We start from the raw sequence: 16,844 nt of genomic DNA, 5'->3' as shown, positions 1-16,844 counted from the left end.
TTCAACCGCGCCGCTGCACCCAGGCCACGGCCAGGCCGCTGAGGCAGATGATGGAGATGCCGACTACGCCAAAGACGTCCGGGCTGTGGTCGAAGATCAGGTAACCGAACATCCCGGCGAAGATAATCTGGCCATAACTGAACGGCGCCAGCATCGCCGGCGCGGCATGACGGAAAGCCTGGGTCAGGAGCATGTGGCCGAGCATTCCGCAGGTGCCGAGGCAAAGCATGAACAGGGCGTGGCTGAAGGTCGGCACGCTCCAGAAGAACGGCACCAGCGCGGTCATGATCAGGCTGTTGAAGATCCCGGTGAGGAAATTGCTGGTGGTCGGGCTGTCGGTGGCGCTGAGCTTGCGGGTCAGCAACTGATAGCAGCCAAAGCAGAAGGCCGAACCCAGCGGCAGCAGGATCGCCGGGGTGAACAGCGCGCCACCGGGGCGAATCACGATCAGCACGCCGACAAAGCCGGCGAGCACCGCGATCCACTGTCCGCGACTGACCCGCTCACCCAGCAGCGGCACCGACAACGCGGTCACCAGCAACGGCGCGAGAAAGTTGACCGCCGTGGCTTCAGCCAGCGGGATATAGCGCAGGCCCGTGGTGAACAGCAGGCTGGTGCCGATCAGACACAACGCCCGGGCCAGTTGCAGCAGCGGCCGCCGCGTGCGCACCACCGCCGACAGCCCGGTGCGCGGCACGAACACCACCAGCATCAACAGGGTGTGCACCACATAGCGCGCCCACACCACCATGACGATGGCATAGAAACCGGACAGGTATTTGGACAGGGCGTCGTGGCTGGCGAACAGCAGCACCGCCAGGCAGATCAGGGCAATCCCCCGCAGCGGTTGCTCGGCGCCTCGAAGGGACGGGATCTGCGCGGTCATGTGCGGACTCGATGAAGAAAATTTAATTAGCCAGCTAAGTATCCGCCTGGACCCCAGCGCCCATAATGACGACGCCAGGCGGATTCTTGCTCAGCCCGGCGTCGGAAACAACTCAACCCAATTGGAAATACAAAGATTCACAAACGCTCACAAAACCTCAATTGCGCAGGGCCGGGCTCACGCGCAGCATATCGAGCCCTGTATCGACCCAGCGTTCCGCATCGTTGAACAGGTCAAAACTGTCCGGCAACAACAGCCAGCGTCGGATCAGTCCGTCGATGTAGGCAAACAAGGCCACGGCCGCGCGCTCCGGGTCGACATCGGTCGGCAACTGCCCGCGTTTGATGGCGTTGCCCAGCGAGCGGGTGATGCGTTCGTGACATTCGACGGTCGCGCTCTGGCGCTGGAGGCGGATTTCGCACATCTCGTCGGTAAATTCACATTTGTGATGAAGGATTTCATTGATACGCCGCGTCTTCGGATCGCTGGCCATCTGATGCATCAACTGCACCAGCAGCTTGCGCATGCAGCCCAACGGGTCGAGTTCGTCTTCGCTTTCGCTGGCCTGTGCCAGAGCGTCCAGCGGCTCTTGCAGGCTGTCGAGCAGGGCCTGCACCAGTTCGGCTTTATTGTCGAAATGCCAGTAAATGGCACCACGGGTCACGCCAGCCAATTCCGCGATGTCGGCAAGGGTGGTACGCGCAATCCCGCGCTTGTAAAAGGCTTTTTCCGCAGCTTCGAGGATCTGGTTACGGGTTTCCTGAGCTTCCTCTTTGGTTCGACGGACCATGGCAGTACAACCTCATCAAGGAGCCGGCCACCTGCATCGGGCGACCGATTTCTGATCCGGTGCGACCTGGGTGGGGCCGCCTTCCGGGTGTTCTAGTTTCGTGCCTTGCGCAATGAGAAGACAAGGTAACGGGTGTTTACAAACAAGCATGAATGTAAGTATATTCATTAGCATGCTACTTATCCAGCCGGATAGAGTTTTTTCCTACATCCCGTTTTCTATTACTCTTGAGCGTCTTCAGCTCTTTCTGACCCGAGGATCTTCATGCAACTCAAGCCAGCTGTTTCCGCTCTGGTTTCCGCCGTCGCCCTGGCAACACTGCTCAGCGGCTGTAAAAAGGAAGAAGCGGCGCCCGTGGCGCAGATTCCTCAGGTCGGCGTCGTAACCCTTCAGGCCCAACCCTATACCCTCGTTTCCGATCTGCCAGGTCGCACTATTGCGTACCGGGTGGCGGAAGTGCGTCCGCAGGTCAACGGCATCATCCTCAAGCGCCTGTTCAAGGAAGGCAGCGAGGTCAAAGACGGCCAGCAGCTCTACCAGATTGACTCGGCGGTCTACGAGGCGACCTTGGCCAGCGCCAAGGCCAACCTGCAATCGACCCGCTCGCTGTCCGAGCGCTACAAGCAACTGGTGGCCGAACAAGCCGTCAGCCGCCAGGAGTTCGACGACGCCCAGGCCAAACGTTTGCAGGCTGAAGCGACGCTGAAGAGCGCCGAGATCGACCTGCGCTACACCAAGGTCCTCGCGCCGCTGAGCGGCCGTATCGGTCGCTCCAACTTCACCGAGGGCGCGCTGGTCAGCAATGGCCAGACCGACGCCATGGCCGTGATCCAGCAACTGGACCCGATCTACGTCGACGTCACCCAGTCCTCGGCCGAGCTGCTCAAGCTGCGTCGCGAGCTGGAAAGCGGCCGCCTGCAGAAGGTCGGCGAGAACGCTGCCAAGGTCACCCTCAACCTGGAAGACGGCAGCACCTACGCTCAGGAAGGCCGCCTGGAGTTCTCCGAAGTCTCGGTCGACCAGACCACCGGTTCCGTGACCCTGCGCGCCGTGTTCCCCAACCCGGAACACAACCTGCTGCCTGGCATGTTCGTCCACGCCCGCCTCAACAACGGTGTGAACGCCGCCGCCATCCTCGCGCCGCAACAAGGCGTGACCCGCGACCTTAAAGGCCAGCCGACCGCTCTGGTGGTCAACCAGGACAACAAGGTCGAGCTGCGTCAGCTCAAAGCCAGCCGTACCGTCGGCAGTGACTGGCTGATCGAAGAAGGCCTGAACCCGGGCGACCGCCTGATCACCGAAGGCCTGCAATACGTCAAGCCGGGCGCCGAAGTGAAGGTGAGCGAAGCCACCAACATCAAGCCTGCCCAGCCAACCCAGGCCAATGCCGCGACCGCAGGGGCCAAAGGGGAATAAACCATGTCGAGATTCTTTATCGATCGCCCGATCTTCGCCTGGGTGATCGCCCTCGTGATCATGCTGGTCGGGGCGCTGTCGATCCTCAAGCTGCCGATCAACCAGTACCCGAGCATCGCTCCGCCAGCGATCGCCATTGCCGTGACCTACCCGGGCGCTTCCGCGCAGACCGTGCAGGACACCGTGGTCCAGGTGATCGAGCAACAGCTCAACGGTATCGACAACCTGCGTTATGTGTCGTCGGAAAGTAACTCCGACGGCAGCATGACCATCACCGCGACCTTCGAGCAGGGCACCAACCCTGACACCGCGCAGGTCCAGGTGCAGAACAAGCTGAACCTGGCCACCCCGCTGCTGCCGCAAGAAGTGCAGCAGCAGGGTATCCGCGTGACCAAGGCGGTGAAGAACTTCCTGTTGGTGATCGGTCTGGTGTCCGAAGACGGCAGCATGACCAAGGACGACCTGGCCAACTACATCGTCTCCAACATGCAGGACCCGATCTCGCGGACTGCCGGTGTCGGTGACTTCCAGGTCTTCGGTGCCCAGTACGCGATGCGTATCTGGCTCGATCCGGCCAAGCTGAACAAGTTCCAGCTGACCCCGGTCGACGTGAAAACCGCGGTTGCCGCGCAGAACGTCCAGGTGTCGTCCGGTCAGCTCGGCGGCCTGCCCGCCCTGCCCGGCCAGCAACTGAACGCGACCATCATCGGCAAGACGCGTCTGCAGACTGCCGAGCAGTTCGAGAAGATCCTGCTCAAGGTCAACCGCGACGGTTCGCAAGTGCGCCTGGGCGATGTCGCCAAGGTCGCGCTGGGTGGTGAAAACTACGCGGTCAGCGCCCAGTTCAACGGCAAGCCGGCCTCCGGTCTGGCCGTGAAACTGGCCACCGGCTCCAACGCCCTGGATACCGCCAAGGCGCTGCGCAAGACCATCTCCGACCTCGAACCGTTCTTCCCGCCAGGCATGAAGGCGGTGTTCCCGTATGACACCACCCCGGTGGTGACCGAATCGATCAGCGGCGTGATCCACACCCTGATCGAAGCGATCGTACTGGTGTTCCTGGTGATGTACCTGTTCCTGCAGAACTTCCGCGCCACGGTGATCACCACCATGACAGTGCCGGTGGTATTGCTGGGTACGTTCGGCATCCTCGCCGCCGCAGGTTTCAGCATCAACACCCTGACCATGTTCGCGATGGTTCTTGCCATCGGCCTGCTGGTGGACGACGCCATCGTCGTGGTGGAGAACGTCGAGCGGGTGATGTCTGAAGAGGGGCTTTCACCCAAGGAAGCGACCAAGAAGTCCATGGGCCAGATCCAGGGCGCACTGGTCGGTATTGCCTTGGTTCTCTCGGCGGTACTGCTGCCAATGGCCTTCTTCGGCGGCTCCACGGGTGTGATCTACCGGCAGTTCTCGATCACCATCGTCTCGGCCATGGGCCTGTCGGTGCTGGTTGCCCTGATCTTCACCCCGGCGCTGTGCGCCACCATGCTCAAGCCGGTCAAGAAAGGCGAGCACCACACGGCCAAGCGCGGCTTCTTCGGCTGGTTCAACCGCAACTTCGACCGCAGCGTGCAGAGCTACGAGCGCGGCGTGGGCAACATCCTGCGCCACAAGGCCCCGTACTTCCTCGCCTACATCCTGATCGTGGTCGGCATGGTCTGGCTGTTCATGCGCATCCCGACTGCGTTCCTGCCAGAGGAAGACCAGGGCGTCCTGTTCGCCCAGGTGCAAACCCCGGCCGGTTCCAGTGCCGAGCGCACCCAGGCGGTGGTCGATGAAATGCGCGCCTACCTGCTGGACAAGGAGTCCGATACGGTCGCCTCGGTGTTCACCGTGAACGGCTTCAACTTCGCGGGCCGCGGCCAGAGCTCGGGTATGGCCTTCATCATGCTCAAGCCGTGGGGCGAGCGCTCTGCTGAAAACAGCGTGTTCAACCTGGCAACCCGTGCCCAGCAGCCCTTCTTCACCTTCCGCGACGCGATGGTGTTCGCCTTCGCCCCGCCTGCGGTACTGGAGCTGGGTAACGCCACAGGCTTCGACGTGTTCCTGCAGGACCGCGCCGGTGTCGGCCACGCCAAGCTGATGGAAGCGCGTAACCAGTTCCTCGGCATGGCGGCGCAAAGCAAGATCCTCTCCGCTGTGCGTCCGAACGGCCTGAACGACGAACCGCAGTACCAGTTGACCATCGACGATGAACGCGCCAGCGCGCTGGGCGTCACCATCTCCGATATCAACAACACCCTGTCGATCGCTCTCGGTGCCAGCTACGTCAACGACTTCATCGACCGTGGCCGGGTCAAGAAGGTCTACCTCCAGGGCGAAGCCTCGTCGCGGATGAGTCCGGAAGACCTGCAGAAGTGGTACGTGCGCAACGCTGCTGGCGAGATGGTGCCGTTCTCCTCCTTCGCCAAGGGCGAGTGGATCTACGGCGCACCGAAGCTGTCGCGTTACAACGGTGTCGAAGCAATGGAAGTCCTCGGTGCGCCAGCCCCTGGCTACAGTACCGGTGAGGCGATGGCCGAGGTCGAACGCCTGGCCGCTCAACTGCCAGCCGGTGTCGGCTTCGCGTGGACCGGCATGTCGTATGAAGAGAAGCTGTCGGGCTCGCAGATGCCAGCACTGTTCGCGCTGTCGCTGCTGATGGTGTTCCTGTGCCTGGCGGCGCTGTACGAAAGCTGGTCGATCCCGATCGCGGTCGTGCTGGTGGTGCCGCTGGGTATCATCGGTGCGCTGATGGCGGCCAGCATGCGCGGGCTGTCCAACGACGTGTACTTCCTGGTGGGGCTGCTGACCACCATCGGCCTCGCGGCGAAGAACGCGATCCTGATCGTCGAGTTCGCCAAGGAACTGCACGAACAAGGCCGCAGCCTCGCCGACGCCGCTATCGAAGCCTGCCGCATGCGTCTGCGTCCGATCATCATGACCTCGCTGGCGTTCATCCTCGGCGTAGTGCCGCTGACCATCGCCACCGGTGCGGGTTCGGGCAGCCAGCACGCCATTGGTACCGGGGTGATCGGCGGTATGATCACGGCCACCGTTCTGGCCATCTTCTGGGTGCCACTGTTCTTCGTTAGCGTGTCGTCGCTGTTCGGCAGCAAACAGCCCGAAGAAGACGCCACACCTGAAACTCCACGCTATGAGGCTGGGCAATGACCAAGTCCCTGATATCCCTGGCGGTCACCGCGTTCATCCTGGGCGGATGCTCGCTGATCCCCGAGTACAAGACCCCCGAGGCGCCGGTCGCGGCCGAGTGGCCGGCAGGTCCGGCCTACTCGCCGGCCGAGTCGGCCCAGGTGGCCGCCGCCGAGCAAGGCTGGCGCCAGTTCTTCCACGACCCGGCGCTGCAGCAGCTGATCCAGGGTTCGCTGGAAAACAACCGCGACCTGCGGGTCGCGGCGCTGAACATCGACGCCTACCGCGCGCAGTACCGCATCCAGCGCGCCGACCTGTTCCCGGCAGTCTCGGCCAACGCCAGCGGCCAACGCCAGCGCACGCCGGCGGATATGTCGCAGACCGGTCAGTCGAGCATCAGCAGCCAATATTCGGCCACCATCGGCGTCAGCGCCTATGAGCTGGACCTGTTCGGCCGGGTGCGCAGCCTGAGCCAACAGGCCCTGGAAACCTACCTGTCCAGTGAACAGGCGCGCCGTTCGACGCAGATCGCCCTGGTGGCCAGCGTCGCCAACGCCTATTACACCTGGCAGGCCGATCAGGCCCTGCTCAAGCTGACCGGCGAGACCCTCAAGACCTACGAGGAAAGCTTCAAGCTGACCCAGCGCAGCAGCGACGTCGGCGTGGCCTCGGCCCTGGACCTGAGCCAGGCGCGTACCGCGGTCGAAGGTGCCCGGGTCAAGCTGGCGCAGTACCAGCGCCTGGTGGCCCAGGACCTCAACAGCCTGACCCTGCTGGTCGGCGCCGGCCTGCCGGGCAATCTGCCAGCGGCCCTGCCGCTGGACGGCGACCTGCTCGCGGAAATGCCGGCCGGCCTGCCGTCGGACCTGCTGACCCGGCGTCCGGACATCATGGAAGCCGAGCACCTGCTCAAGGGCGCCAACGCCAATATCGGCGCTGCCCGTGCGGCGTTCTTCCCGAGCATCAGCCTGACCGCCAATGCCGGGACCCTGAGCTCCGACATGAGCGGCCTGTTCAAGGGCGGCTCCGGCACGTGGCTGTTCCAGCCGCAGATCAATCTGCCGATCTTCAATGCCGGTGCGCTCAAGGCCAGCCTGGATTACTCGAAGATCCAGAAAGATATCAACATCGCCAAGTACGAAAAAACCATCCAGACCGCCTTCCAGGAAGTCTCCGATGGTCTGGCTGCGCGGCAGACCTTCAACCAGCAGTTGCAGGCCCAGCGCGATCTGGTCGCCGCCAACCAGGATTACTACCGCCTGGCGGAGCGTCGCTACCGTATCGGCGTCGACAGCAACCTGGTGTTCCTCGACGCCCAGCGCAACCTGTTCAGTGCCCAGCAGTCGCTGATCACTGACCGGCTGTCGCAGGTGGTCAGCGAGGTCAACCTGTACAAGGCCCTCGGTGGCGGCTGGTACGAGCGCACCGGTGATGCTCAGCAGCAAGCTTCGGTCGAGACGCCGAAAGGCTGAACTGGCTGAACTGGCTGAATGTGATGTAGAAAAGCCCACCCTAGTGTGGTCAATGCCGGTCAGTTAAACCTGTTGAGGCCCTTCGCGAGCAAGCTCGCTCCTACACTGTAGGAGCGAGCTTGCTCGCGAAGGGCTGCAAAGCAGCCCCAATAGGGTTAACTGACTGGTTATTACCCGCTGCGGTGGGCTTTTTCATGGCTGACCACCGCTCTCCTGCAACGCCCCCAAAGCACTCTGTTTTCAACGCAAAAAAAGAAACTAACCATTCAGTTAGTGTTCGATAATCGCCCATTTCCGCCTGTAACGAATTGATTCGCCCCCGTCCGTCACAGCACCATCCTCTTGCCGCTTTTCCCAACGCAAACCCCAAAGACGCAACCCGGCCTGTGACCCTTTTCAGTCATGGCGGATGGTTTCGCTTACATAAAAACAAGAGACACATTGACGATGAACACTCCGCACCCAGCACGACACCTGCTTCCCGGCTTCATTGCCATGACTTGCGCCCTCCCCGCCCTGGCTGCTGAAAGCGGCTTTGTCGAGGACGCCAAGGCCTCCCTGAACCTGCGCAACTTCTACATCAACCGCAATTTCGTCGACCCGGCCAACGCCCAGGGCAAAGGCGAGGAATGGACCCAGAGTTTCATCCTCGACGCCAAGTCCGGCTTCACCCAAGGCACTGTCGGCTTCGGTGTCGATATCCTCGGTCTGTATTCGGTCAAGCTCGACGGCGGCAAAGGCACCGCGGGGACCCACCTGCTGCCGGTGCATGACGACGGCCGCCCGGCCGACGATTTCGGTCGCCTCGGTGTGGCGCTGAAAGCCAAAGTGTCGAAGACCGAACTGAAAGTCGGCGAGTGGATGCCAGTGCTGCCGATTCTGCGTTCGGACGACGGTCGCTCGCTGCCGCAAACCTTCCGCGGTGGCCAGCTCACCTCGCAGGAAATCGACGGCCTGACCCTCTATGCCGGTCAGTTCCGCGGCAACAGCCCGCGCAACGACGCGAGCATGGAAGACATGTTCATGAACGGCCGCGGCGGGATCACCTCCGACCGCTTCAACTTCGCCGGTGGTGAATTCACCTTCAACGAAAAGCGCACCCTGATCGGTCTGTGGAACGCGGAACTGAAGGACATCTACCAGCAGCAGTACATCAACCTGGTCCACAGCCAACCGCTGGGTGACTGGACTCTGGGCGCCAACCTGGGTTACTTCCTCGGCAAGGAAGATGGCTCGGCCCGCGCCGGCGACCTCGACAACCGCACCGCCTCAGCCCTGCTTTCGGCGCGTTACGGTGGCAACACCTTCTACGTCGGCCTGCAGAAAGTCAGCGGCGACGATGCCTGGATGCGCGTCAACGGCACCAGCGGCGGCACCCTGGCCAACGACAGCTACAACTCCAGCTTCGACAACGCCCAGGAACGCTCCTGGCAAGTGCGCCACGACTACAACTTCGCCGCCCTCGGCGTGCCCGGCCTGACCCTGATGAACCGCTACATCAAGGGCGACAACGTGCACACCGCTGCGGTGGACGACGGTGAAGAATGGGCACGGGAATCGGAACTGGCCTACGTGATTCAGGGCGGTGTGCTGAAGAACCTGTCGATGAAATGGCGTAACTCGACCATGCGTCGGGACTACAGCACCAACTCGTTTGATGAGAACCGGCTGATCATCAGCTATCCGATCGGGATTCTCTGAGGTTTCAAGGGCCTCATCGCGAGCAAGCTCGCTCCTACAGAGCTCGCTCGCGATGGACCGCAAATGAATCAGGCGCCTTTCACCGTCCGGCTCCGCTCCCCCGCCACACTCACCGGCACATCCCCCTGCAATGTCACCCGGCGCACCACCCGCCCCTGGGTGCCGTAGTCATCCACCGCGTAATGCTGGGTCGCGCGGTTGTCCCAGATCGCCACGTCACCCGCCTGCCAGCGCCAGCGCACGGTGTTTTCCAGACGCGTCACATACCCCTGCAACAAGCTGAACAGGTGCTGTGAATCGTTCTGCGAATAGCCCTTCAGGCGTTTGACGAAATGCCCCAGCAGCAGGTGCTTCTCACCGCTGACCGGGTGTACCCGCACCACCGGATGCTCGGTCTCGTACACGGTCGAAGTGAAGATCCGACGATAACTTTCCAGTTGCTCGACGCTGACATTCGGCTTGGCCCCGGCGTAGTCGTATTCGTTGCTGTGCACCGCCCACAGCTCCTCGGCGAGGGCCTTGAGCGCCGGCGACAGGTCGTTGTAGGCCGTCGCGGTGTTGGCCCAGACCGTGTCGCCGCCAGACGCCGGGGCAACCACCGAACGCAGGATCGAGGCCTTGGGGTAGGCGTCGACGAAGGTCACATCGGTGTGCCAGGAGTTGGCACGGCGCCCTTCGCCGCCATCCAGTTCCAGCAGGTAACGAGTGCCGTCACGCACCGGCACGGTGGGGTGGGCGATCGGCTCGCCGAGCAGGTGGGCGAAGGCTTCCTGACCCTGGTCATCGAGGTGGTGCTGGGCGCGGAAGAACAGCACCTTGTGCTCCACCAGCGCGGCCTGGATAGCCTCGATCACCGCCGGCTCCAGATCGGCGCTCAGTTGCACGCCACGCACTTCGGCGCCGATGCGTCCGGCGACCGGGTGAATGTCCAGCGCTTGGCTGACAGGGATTGCGGCGAGTGCGGCATTGCTCATGGTTCAAACCCTCATTGGCTGACGACACGGAAGTTGTCTTTGGAACAGTGCTCTATCGTTATGCGAATAAGTACTAACAGATAAATAACTGCTTCATTGACGGAATAAGAGCTTGCATTTAAAACCCCAGTCTCCCGTGGCGGCAAATACCTTCGCCCTATTTTTGAAATGCCGGAAATGCATATGGATCTTCGTCAACTGCGCTACTTCATCGCCCTTACTGAACACCGCAGTTTCGTTCGCGCCGCCGAGGCCATGGGCATCACCCAGCCGGCGTTCAGCCGCAGTATCCAGGGCCTGGAGCAGGAATTCGGTTGTGTGCTGGTGGACCGCGCCAACAAGGACCTGCGCCCCACGCCCGAAGGCCAGGTGGTCCTGCAGCACGCCCTGCGCCTGGTGCAGGGTGCGGCGCAACTGAGCAGCGAAGTGCTGCAGATGACCAAGCTCGACGCTGGCGAACTGCGCTTCGGCTGCGGTCCAGCGCCGGCGGCGGAACTGGTGCCGCGGGCGCTGGCGCAGTTCGTCAACGCGCACCCGAAGGTGCACACCCGTCTGCAGGTGGATAACTGGGAGAAACTCAGCCGTGCGCTGAACCGTGAGGAAGTCGAATTTTTCGTCGCCGATATCCGCCATTTCGAGGCCGATCCGAACTTCCAGACCCAGGCCCTCACACCCCGCCGCGGCCTGTTCTTCTGCCGCCCCGGCCACCCGCTGCTGGCCAAGGACAGCCTGTCCACCAACGACATGTTCGACTACCCGCTGGCCACCTCGCTGATCCCGCCCGGGGTGCGCAAGTTGCTGGCCAACCTGAGCGGCAAGACCGACTTCTCTCCCCAGGTGCAGACCGAACACTTGCCGACCCTGTTACGGGTGGTGCAGGACAGCAATGCCATTGGCATCGGCACCGAAGAGGCCTTTTCTTCGTACATCGGTCGCGGCGAGCTGATCCAGTTGCACTGGCGCAACCTGCCCACCAACCTCGACAGCCTCAGCGCCCGCTGCGGCATCGTCAGCCGCAGCGGTTACCGCCTCTCCCCGGCTGCCCGGGCGATGATCGAAACCCTGATTACTCTTGACCGCCAGCCTGTGCCACAGGAACTGGCCGGATAGCCTGGGGCGCCAGCCACTGGTTGACCTGAAACGGCTTGCGGATCAGCCGTTCCTTGGCCGCCAGGTCCACCGAGGCCTGCAGACGGGTGAGGAACTGCTCGTCGAGGGTGGCGGGGAAGATCTGGCTCAGGTGCTCGTCCTTCAGGTCATGGGTGAGGATTGCCGGTGGATAGCTGGCGCGGGACGAGACCAGTTGCACATAGGCGTCCTTGTTGCCATCACTGGTCAGCCACTGCACCGCGGGCTGCTGCGCCGCGAGGAACTTCGCCACGATTTCGGGATGGGCATCGATAAACGCACCGGACCCCACCAGCACCGCCTGAACATTACCGGCGCCGCCCAGGTCGCGGGTGCTCAGCGGCAGTTCGGCGAGACCGCGCTCCTTCAGCGCGGTGATCCCGGTCGAGCCCCAGGTGGCGTCGATCTGCTTGGCGGCCAGCGCGGCAATGGCGGCGTTGAAGTCCAGGTTGATGACTTTCAGGTCTTTCTCGCTCAGGCCCTGACTGGCCAGCGCGGCATCGAACGACAGCTGCGTGGCGGTGCCACGGAAGATCGCCACCCGCTTGCCCTTGAGGTCCTGCAGGGTCTTGATGCCGCTGTCCGGGGCGACGCCCAGGTAATGCTTGACCCCGCGCGCGGTGGCCGCGAGCAGGCGGGTATCGACGCCGTTGGCCTTGCCGATGATTGCCGCCAGATCGCCCAGGTAGGCGAAGTCCACCTGGCCGTTGGCGAACGCCTCGTTGATCACCGGGCCAGCGCCCTTGAAGTAGTTCCACTGGATGCTGATGCCATCGGCAGCGAAGGCTTTTTCCAGCAGTTGCTGCTCCTGCAACACATCGGTGATGCCGCCGCCGGAGTGCTGGGTGCCGGCACTCAGGTCGGGCACGGCGATGCGGATCTGCTTCACCTCGGCGCCCAGCGCTTCGGCAGGCAACCAGCCGACGACAGCGGCCAGGGCGGGGACGGCGAACAGGCTGAAAACACGGTTGAGCGACAGGTTCATGGCACGCGGCTCCTTGTAATGGTGCCGCCACCTAACGCTATTCCGCCGCGCAAGTTAAATACTAAGAAATTACATTTTAATAACTTGATTACATATAAGCGCTGGAGCCGGCGTCTTTATGGGCTATGCATGAAGCACACGAAAAATATGCTTCGAATGCATTGGCCGCTGCTTTGACGGTGCGCTTTAAATGCATCTCTTATTACCTGATCGAATTTAACAAACGATAAATAGATCAATAAGAACTAAGAAAAGAACCGCCTGTGCAGCCAACCCGGAGGTCTCATGGCACACGCTTCCCGCTCAGCCTTGCCGCTGACCGACCCGCCCACCGCGCAAGGTTTCAACCGCCTGCCCTGGCAGCGGCTGAACGCCTGGTATCTGCCGCTGGCGCTGGCCGCGCTGTGGTGGCTGGCGAGCCGCCATGAATGGATGAGCGAACAGATCCTGCCACCGCCTTCGCTGGTCTGGAGCAGCGCCGTCGAGTTGGGCCACGGCGAACTCTGGCTGCACCTGGGCATCAGCCTCTGGCGGTTGTTCGTCGGCCTGCTGCTGGGGGTCAGTGCCGGCGCGGTGCTCGGCGCCTGGCTGGGCTTCAGCCGGCGCAGCGAACGCCTGGTGCTGCCGACCTTCAATGCGCTCGCGCAGATTCCGACCCTGGCCTGGGTGCCGCTGTTCATGGCGCTGTTCGGCATCGGCGAAACCCTCAAGCTGGTGGTGCTGGTCAAGGCGATCATCGTGCCGATCACCCTGCACACCCTGGTCGGCGTGCGTGATGCCCAGCCCCGCCTGCGTGAAGCTGCCGCCGTGCTGCGCCTGCCGCCGCACCTATTGATCACCCGGTTGATTCTGCCGGCGGCGCTGCCGTCGTTCTTCGCCGGCCTGCGCCTGGCGCTGGCCACCGGCTGGACCTCGCTGCTGGCGGTGGAACTGCTGGCCTCCAGCGAAGGCATCGGCTACCTGATGGTCTGGGCACGCCAGCTGTTCATGCTGGATATCGTTTTCGTCTGCATCGCAGTAATCGGCGTGATCGGTCTGCTGATGGACCGTGGCCTCGGCTGGCTCGACCGCCGCCTGTTGCACTGGCCACACCCGGCGACTGCCGAACTGCGGGTCCAGCGGCTGCGCGGCGTCGAGCGGTTGCAGGCGCTGATTTTGCCGCTGGCCCTGCTCGCCCTCTGGCAGGTGGCGAGCCAGGCCGAATGGGTCGACGCGAATATTCTCGCGGCGCCGCTGGCGGTGCTCGACACCCTCGGCAACGGCGTGCTCGACGGCAGCCTCAGCGGCTCGCTGGCGATCAGCGTCGGCCGCGCCCTCGGCGGCCTGCTGCTGGGTGGCGGGCTGGGTCTGCTGTTCGGCTTGTGGCTGGGCCTGTCGTCGCGCGCCGAGCAGTTGCTCGGTCCGAGCCTCTCCGGGTTGCGGCAGATTGCCTTGTTCGCCTGGGTGCCGCTGCTGACCGCCTGGTTCGGCCTGGGCGAACTGGCCAAGTGGGTATTTGTCGGCCTGGCGGCGTTCTTCCCGCTGTTCATCGCCACCCAGCGCGCCGTCGCCAGCGTCTCACCGCAACTGCACGAAGCAGCCCGGGTGCTGCGCCTGAGCCGCTGGCAGCGCCTGCGCCGGCTGGTGCTGCCCAACGCCGCGCCGGGGATTTTCGCCGGCTTGCGCATCGGCCTGATTTATTCCTGGCTCGGCACCATCGGCGCCGAATACTTCATGCCCTCGGGCGGCGGCATTGGCAGCCTGATGATCGCCGCCCAGCAACTGCTGCGCATGGACCAGATCATGGCCGGGATGCTTCTGGTCGGCTTCACCGGCGCCCTGCTCGGCGCCCTCGGACAACATATCGAAGCGCGTGCCACGCGCTGGAGACGCGCATGAACGCACAGGTTTCCCCTCTGGTCAGCTTTCAACAGGTGAGCAAGCGCTTCGCCGTCAGCGATGGCGATGTCGAGGCGCTGCGCGACTTCAACCTGGATATCCGCGAAGGCGAATTCGTCGCCATCGTCGGCGCCAGCGGCTGCGGCAAGTCCACCCTGCTGCGCCTGCTGATCGGCCTCGACAACGACTATCAGGGGCAGATCCTGATCGACGGCAAGCGGGTCAGCGGCATCGGCAGCGAGCGCGGCATCGTCTTCCAGGAGCACCGCCTGTTCCCCTGGCTGACGGTGGCCGAGAACATCGAACTGGGCCTGGTCAACGAAGCACTGGACGCCGCGACGAAACAGCAACGGGTCAAGGACTTCATCGCCCTGGTCGGCCTGCACGACTTCAGCGCCGCCTACCCGCACCAGCTTTCCGGCGGCATGGCCCAGCGCGTGGCGATCGCCCGCGGCCTGGTGGCCAGCCCGCGCATCCTGCTGCTGGACGAACCCTTCGGCGCCCTCGACGCCCTGACCCGCCAGCAGATGCAGGACGAACTGCTGGCGATCCGCGAGCGAGCGCGCATCACCACGTTGTTGGTGACCCACGACGTCGAGGAAGCGATCTTCCTCGCCGACCGCGTGGTGGTGCTGGAACCGCGACCGGGGCGGATCAAGCGCGTGGTCGAGATCGACCTGCCGCACCCGCGCCAGCGCGCCAGCCTGGACTTTCACCTGCTGCGCGAAACCCTGCTGCACGAACTGACCCGCGACGACCGCTACCTGCCGACACCGGCACCGCGGATCCACGACCTGCCCCTGACCTACCTGGCCTGCTGAGGAGCGCTTCATGAGCCATCGCCCCAACTTCCTGGTCATCGTTGCCGACGACCTGGGCTTCTCCGACATTGGCGCCTTCGGCGGCGAGATCGCCACGCCGAACCTCGACGCCCTGGCCAGCGCCGGCCTGCGCCTGACCGATTTTCATACCGCGCCAACCTGCTCGCCGACCCGCTCGATGCTTCTCACCGGCACCGACCACCATATCGCCGGCATCGGCACCATGGCCGAGGCGCTGACACCTGAGCTGATCGGCAAGCCCGGTTACGAGGGCTACCTCAACGACCGCGTGGTGGCCCTGCCGGAACTGCTGCGCGAAGCCGGCTACCAGACGCTGATGAGCGGCAAATGGCACCTGGGCCTGACCGCCGAACTGGCGCCCCACGCCCGCGGTTTCGAACGCTCCTTCGCCCTGCTGCCGGGCGCCGCCAACCACTATGGCTTCGAGCCGACCTACGATGACGACACCCCGGGCCTGCTGAAATCCACCCCGGCGCTGTACATCGAAGACGATCAATTCATCGACGAGTTGCCGAAGGATTTCTATTCCTCCGACGCCTTCGGCGACAAGCTGCTGCAGTACCTCAAGGAGCGCGACCAGAGCCGGCCGTTCTTCGCCTACCTGCCCTTCTCCGCGCCGCACTGGCCGCTGCAGGCCCCGGCCGACGTGGTCGAGCGCTACAAGGGCCGCTACGACGCCGGCCCCGAGGTGCTGCGCCAGGAGCGCCTGGAAAAACTCCGCGCCCTCGGCCTGATCGCCGCCGACACCGAGGCCCATCCGGTGGACGGCCAATGGCAGGCGCTGAGCGACGAACAACGCCAGCGCTCGGCGCGGTCGATGGAGGTCTACGCGGCAATGGTCGAGCGCATGGACTGGAATATCGGCCGGGTGCTGGACTACCTGCGCAACCAGGGTCAACTGGACAACACCCTGGTGCTGTTCATGTCCGACAACGGCGCCGAAGGCGCGCTGCTGGAAGCCTTCCCGAAATTCGGCCCGCACCTGGCCAGCTACCTTGACCAGCATTACGACAACAGCCTGGAAAACATCGGCCGGGCCAACTCCTACGTCTGGTACGGCCCGCACTGGGCGCAGGCGGCCACCGCGCCGTCGCGGCTGTTCAAGGCCTTCACCACCGAAGGCGGCATCCGCGTACCGGCGCTGCTGCACTACCCGGCGCTATCGCGGCAGAAACAGATCAGCCATGAATTCAGCACCGTGATGGACATCACCCCGACCCTGCTCGACCTGGCGGGCGTGCGCCACCCCGGCAAGCGCTGGCGCGGCCGCGACGTCGCGCCTCTGCGGGGCAAGTCGTGGTTGGGGTATCTGTCGGGCGAGACCGAGCAGGTGCATGACGAACACACCGTCACCGGCTGGGAACTGTTCGGCCGCCGGGCGATTCGCCAAGGGCACTGGAAAGCGGTGTATATCCCGGGGCCGGTGGGGCCGGCGACCTGGCAGCTGTATGACCTGAGCAGGGATCCAGGGGAGATTCATGACCTGGCGGCGGAGCAACCGGCAAAGCTGGAGGCGCTGTTGGGGGAGTGGCAGAAGTATGTGGAAGAGACGGGGGTGATTTTGAGTCAGTCGCCGTTTCAGCCGGATTGATAGGTTGGTCTTTGGGGCCTGATCGCTGCGGTTCGGCCCCAAACAC

At 63.6% G+C, this 16,844-nt stretch carries 12 protein-coding genes; 8 read left to right on the top strand and 4 right to left on the bottom strand.

The features are described from left to right. Position 1: 1 nt before the first annotated feature. Together HWV67_RS18055 and HWV67_RS18050 are read right to left on the bottom strand one after the other, a co-directional pair. Positions 2-886, bottom strand: coding sequence for a DMT family transporter (locus tag HWV67_RS18055; protein ID WP_110971757.1), 885 nt, complete (start codon positions 884-886; stop codon positions 2-4). A gap of 157 nt (positions 887-1,043) precedes the next feature. Next, positions 1,044-1,676, bottom strand: coding sequence for a TetR family transcriptional regulator (locus HWV67_RS18050; RefSeq protein WP_175652211.1), 633 nt, complete (start codon positions 1,674-1,676; stop codon positions 1,044-1,046). A gap of 264 nt (positions 1,677-1,940) precedes the next feature. Between HWV67_RS18050 and HWV67_RS18045 the strand changes: the two genes are divergently transcribed. The 4 genes from HWV67_RS18045 (at position 1,941) to HWV67_RS18030 (ending at position 9,400) form a co-directional block, all read left to right on the top strand. Further along, positions 1,941-3,092, top strand: coding sequence for an efflux RND transporter periplasmic adaptor subunit (locus tag HWV67_RS18045; protein WP_110971755.1), 1,152 nt, complete (start codon positions 1,941-1,943; stop codon positions 3,090-3,092). Between the two features lie 3 nt (positions 3,093-3,095). Then, a complete protein-coding gene (ttgB, locus tag HWV67_RS18040; RefSeq protein WP_175652210.1) occupies positions 3,096-6,248 on the top strand; it encodes a multidrug efflux RND transporter permease subunit TtgB in 3,153 nt (1,050 codons plus the stop codon). After that, positions 6,245-7,699, top strand: coding sequence for an AdeC/AdeK/OprM family multidrug efflux complex outer membrane factor (adeC, locus tag HWV67_RS18035; protein ID WP_175652209.1), 1,455 nt, complete (start codon positions 6,245-6,247; stop codon positions 7,697-7,699). Before ttgB ends, adeC begins: the two co-directional genes overlap by 4 nt. Before the next feature lie 447 nt (positions 7,700-8,146). Further along, positions 8,147-9,400, top strand: a complete 1,254-nt coding sequence (locus HWV67_RS18030; RefSeq protein ID WP_175652208.1) for an OprD family porin — start codon at positions 8,147-8,149, stop codon at positions 9,398-9,400. Positions 9,401-9,468: 68 nt separating this feature from the next. On the opposite strand, the gene HWV67_RS18025 is transcribed toward HWV67_RS18030, so the two are convergent. Beyond that, positions 9,469-10,374 (bottom strand): TauD/TfdA dioxygenase family protein, encoded by a 906-nt coding sequence (locus HWV67_RS18025; RefSeq protein WP_175652207.1) that lies wholly within the window; start codon positions 10,372-10,374, stop codon positions 9,469-9,471. Between the two features lie 183 nt (positions 10,375-10,557). On the opposite strand from HWV67_RS18025, the gene HWV67_RS18020 reads away from it, so the two are divergent. Then, positions 10,558-11,484 carry a LysR family transcriptional regulator gene (locus tag HWV67_RS18020; RefSeq protein WP_175652206.1) on the top strand — a complete coding sequence of 309 codons (927 nt, stop codon included), beginning with the start codon at positions 10,558-10,560 and terminating at the stop codon, positions 11,482-11,484. Here the strand turns inward: HWV67_RS18020 and HWV67_RS18015 are convergent. Beyond that, positions 11,441-12,487: an ABC transporter substrate-binding protein gene (locus HWV67_RS18015; RefSeq protein WP_110971749.1), complete on the bottom strand. Its 1,047-nt coding sequence runs from the start codon at positions 12,485-12,487 to the stop codon at positions 11,441-11,443. The two genes, HWV67_RS18020 and HWV67_RS18015, sit on opposite strands and share 44 nt — an antisense overlap. Before the next feature lie 285 nt (positions 12,488-12,772). On the opposite strand from HWV67_RS18015, the gene HWV67_RS18010 reads away from it, so the two are divergent. Genes HWV67_RS18010 through HWV67_RS18000 form a run of 3 tightly spaced genes read left to right on the top strand, consistent with a single transcriptional unit; the run spans position 12,773 to position 16,798 of the window. Then, positions 12,773-14,365, top strand: coding sequence for an ABC transporter permease (locus tag HWV67_RS18010; RefSeq protein WP_175652205.1), 1,593 nt, complete (start codon positions 12,773-12,775; stop codon positions 14,363-14,365). Next, a complete protein-coding gene (locus HWV67_RS18005; RefSeq protein WP_110971747.1) occupies positions 14,362-15,186 on the top strand; it encodes an ABC transporter ATP-binding protein in 825 nt (274 codons plus the stop codon). Before HWV67_RS18010 ends, HWV67_RS18005 begins: the two co-directional genes overlap by 4 nt. 10 nt (positions 15,187-15,196) lie before the next feature. Then, a complete protein-coding gene (locus HWV67_RS18000) occupies positions 15,197-16,798 on the top strand; it encodes an arylsulfatase (RefSeq protein WP_110971746.1) in 1,602 nt (533 codons plus the stop codon). Positions 16,799-16,844 lie beyond the last annotated feature (46 nt).

The organism is Pseudomonas sp. Marseille-P9899 (genome assembly GCF_903166565.1).
Taxonomy (GTDB): domain Bacteria; phylum Pseudomonadota; class Gammaproteobacteria; order Pseudomonadales; family Pseudomonadaceae; genus Aquipseudomonas; species Aquipseudomonas huaxiensis.
Note: the sequence above shows the minus strand (reverse complement) of the source record. Positions and strands in the feature narration are given on the sequence as shown.

Bases quoted from the DNA above. Each gene is read 5' to 3' on its own strand.
- HWV67_RS18055 (WP_110971757.1), bottom strand. From the start codon at position 886: ATGACCGCGCAGATCCCGTCCCTTCGAGGCGCCGAGCAACCGCTGCGG.
- HWV67_RS18050 (WP_175652211.1), bottom strand. From the start codon at position 1,676: ATGGTCCGTCGAACCAAAGAGGAAGCTCAGGAAACCCGTAACCAGATC.
- HWV67_RS18045 (WP_110971755.1), top strand. From the start codon at position 1,941: ATGCAACTCAAGCCAGCTGTTTCCGCTCTGGTTTCCGCCGTCGCCCTG.
- ttgB (WP_175652210.1), top strand. From the start codon at position 3,096: ATGTCGAGATTCTTTATCGATCGCCCGATCTTCGCCTGGGTGATCGCC.
- adeC (WP_175652209.1), top strand. From the start codon at position 6,245: ATGACCAAGTCCCTGATATCCCTGGCGGTCACCGCGTTCATCCTGGGC.
- HWV67_RS18030 (WP_175652208.1), top strand. From the start codon at position 8,147: ATGAACACTCCGCACCCAGCACGACACCTGCTTCCCGGCTTCATTGCC.
- HWV67_RS18025 (WP_175652207.1), bottom strand. From the start codon at position 10,374: ATGAGCAATGCCGCACTCGCCGCAATCCCTGTCAGCCAAGCGCTGGAC.
- HWV67_RS18020 (WP_175652206.1), top strand. From the start codon at position 10,558: ATGGATCTTCGTCAACTGCGCTACTTCATCGCCCTTACTGAACACCGC.
- HWV67_RS18015 (WP_110971749.1), bottom strand. From the start codon at position 12,487: ATGAACCTGTCGCTCAACCGTGTTTTCAGCCTGTTCGCCGTCCCCGCC.
- HWV67_RS18010 (WP_175652205.1), top strand. From the start codon at position 12,773: ATGGCACACGCTTCCCGCTCAGCCTTGCCGCTGACCGACCCGCCCACC.
- HWV67_RS18005 (WP_110971747.1), top strand. From the start codon at position 14,362: ATGAACGCACAGGTTTCCCCTCTGGTCAGCTTTCAACAGGTGAGCAAG.
- HWV67_RS18000 (WP_110971746.1), top strand. From the start codon at position 15,197: ATGAGCCATCGCCCCAACTTCCTGGTCATCGTTGCCGACGACCTGGGC.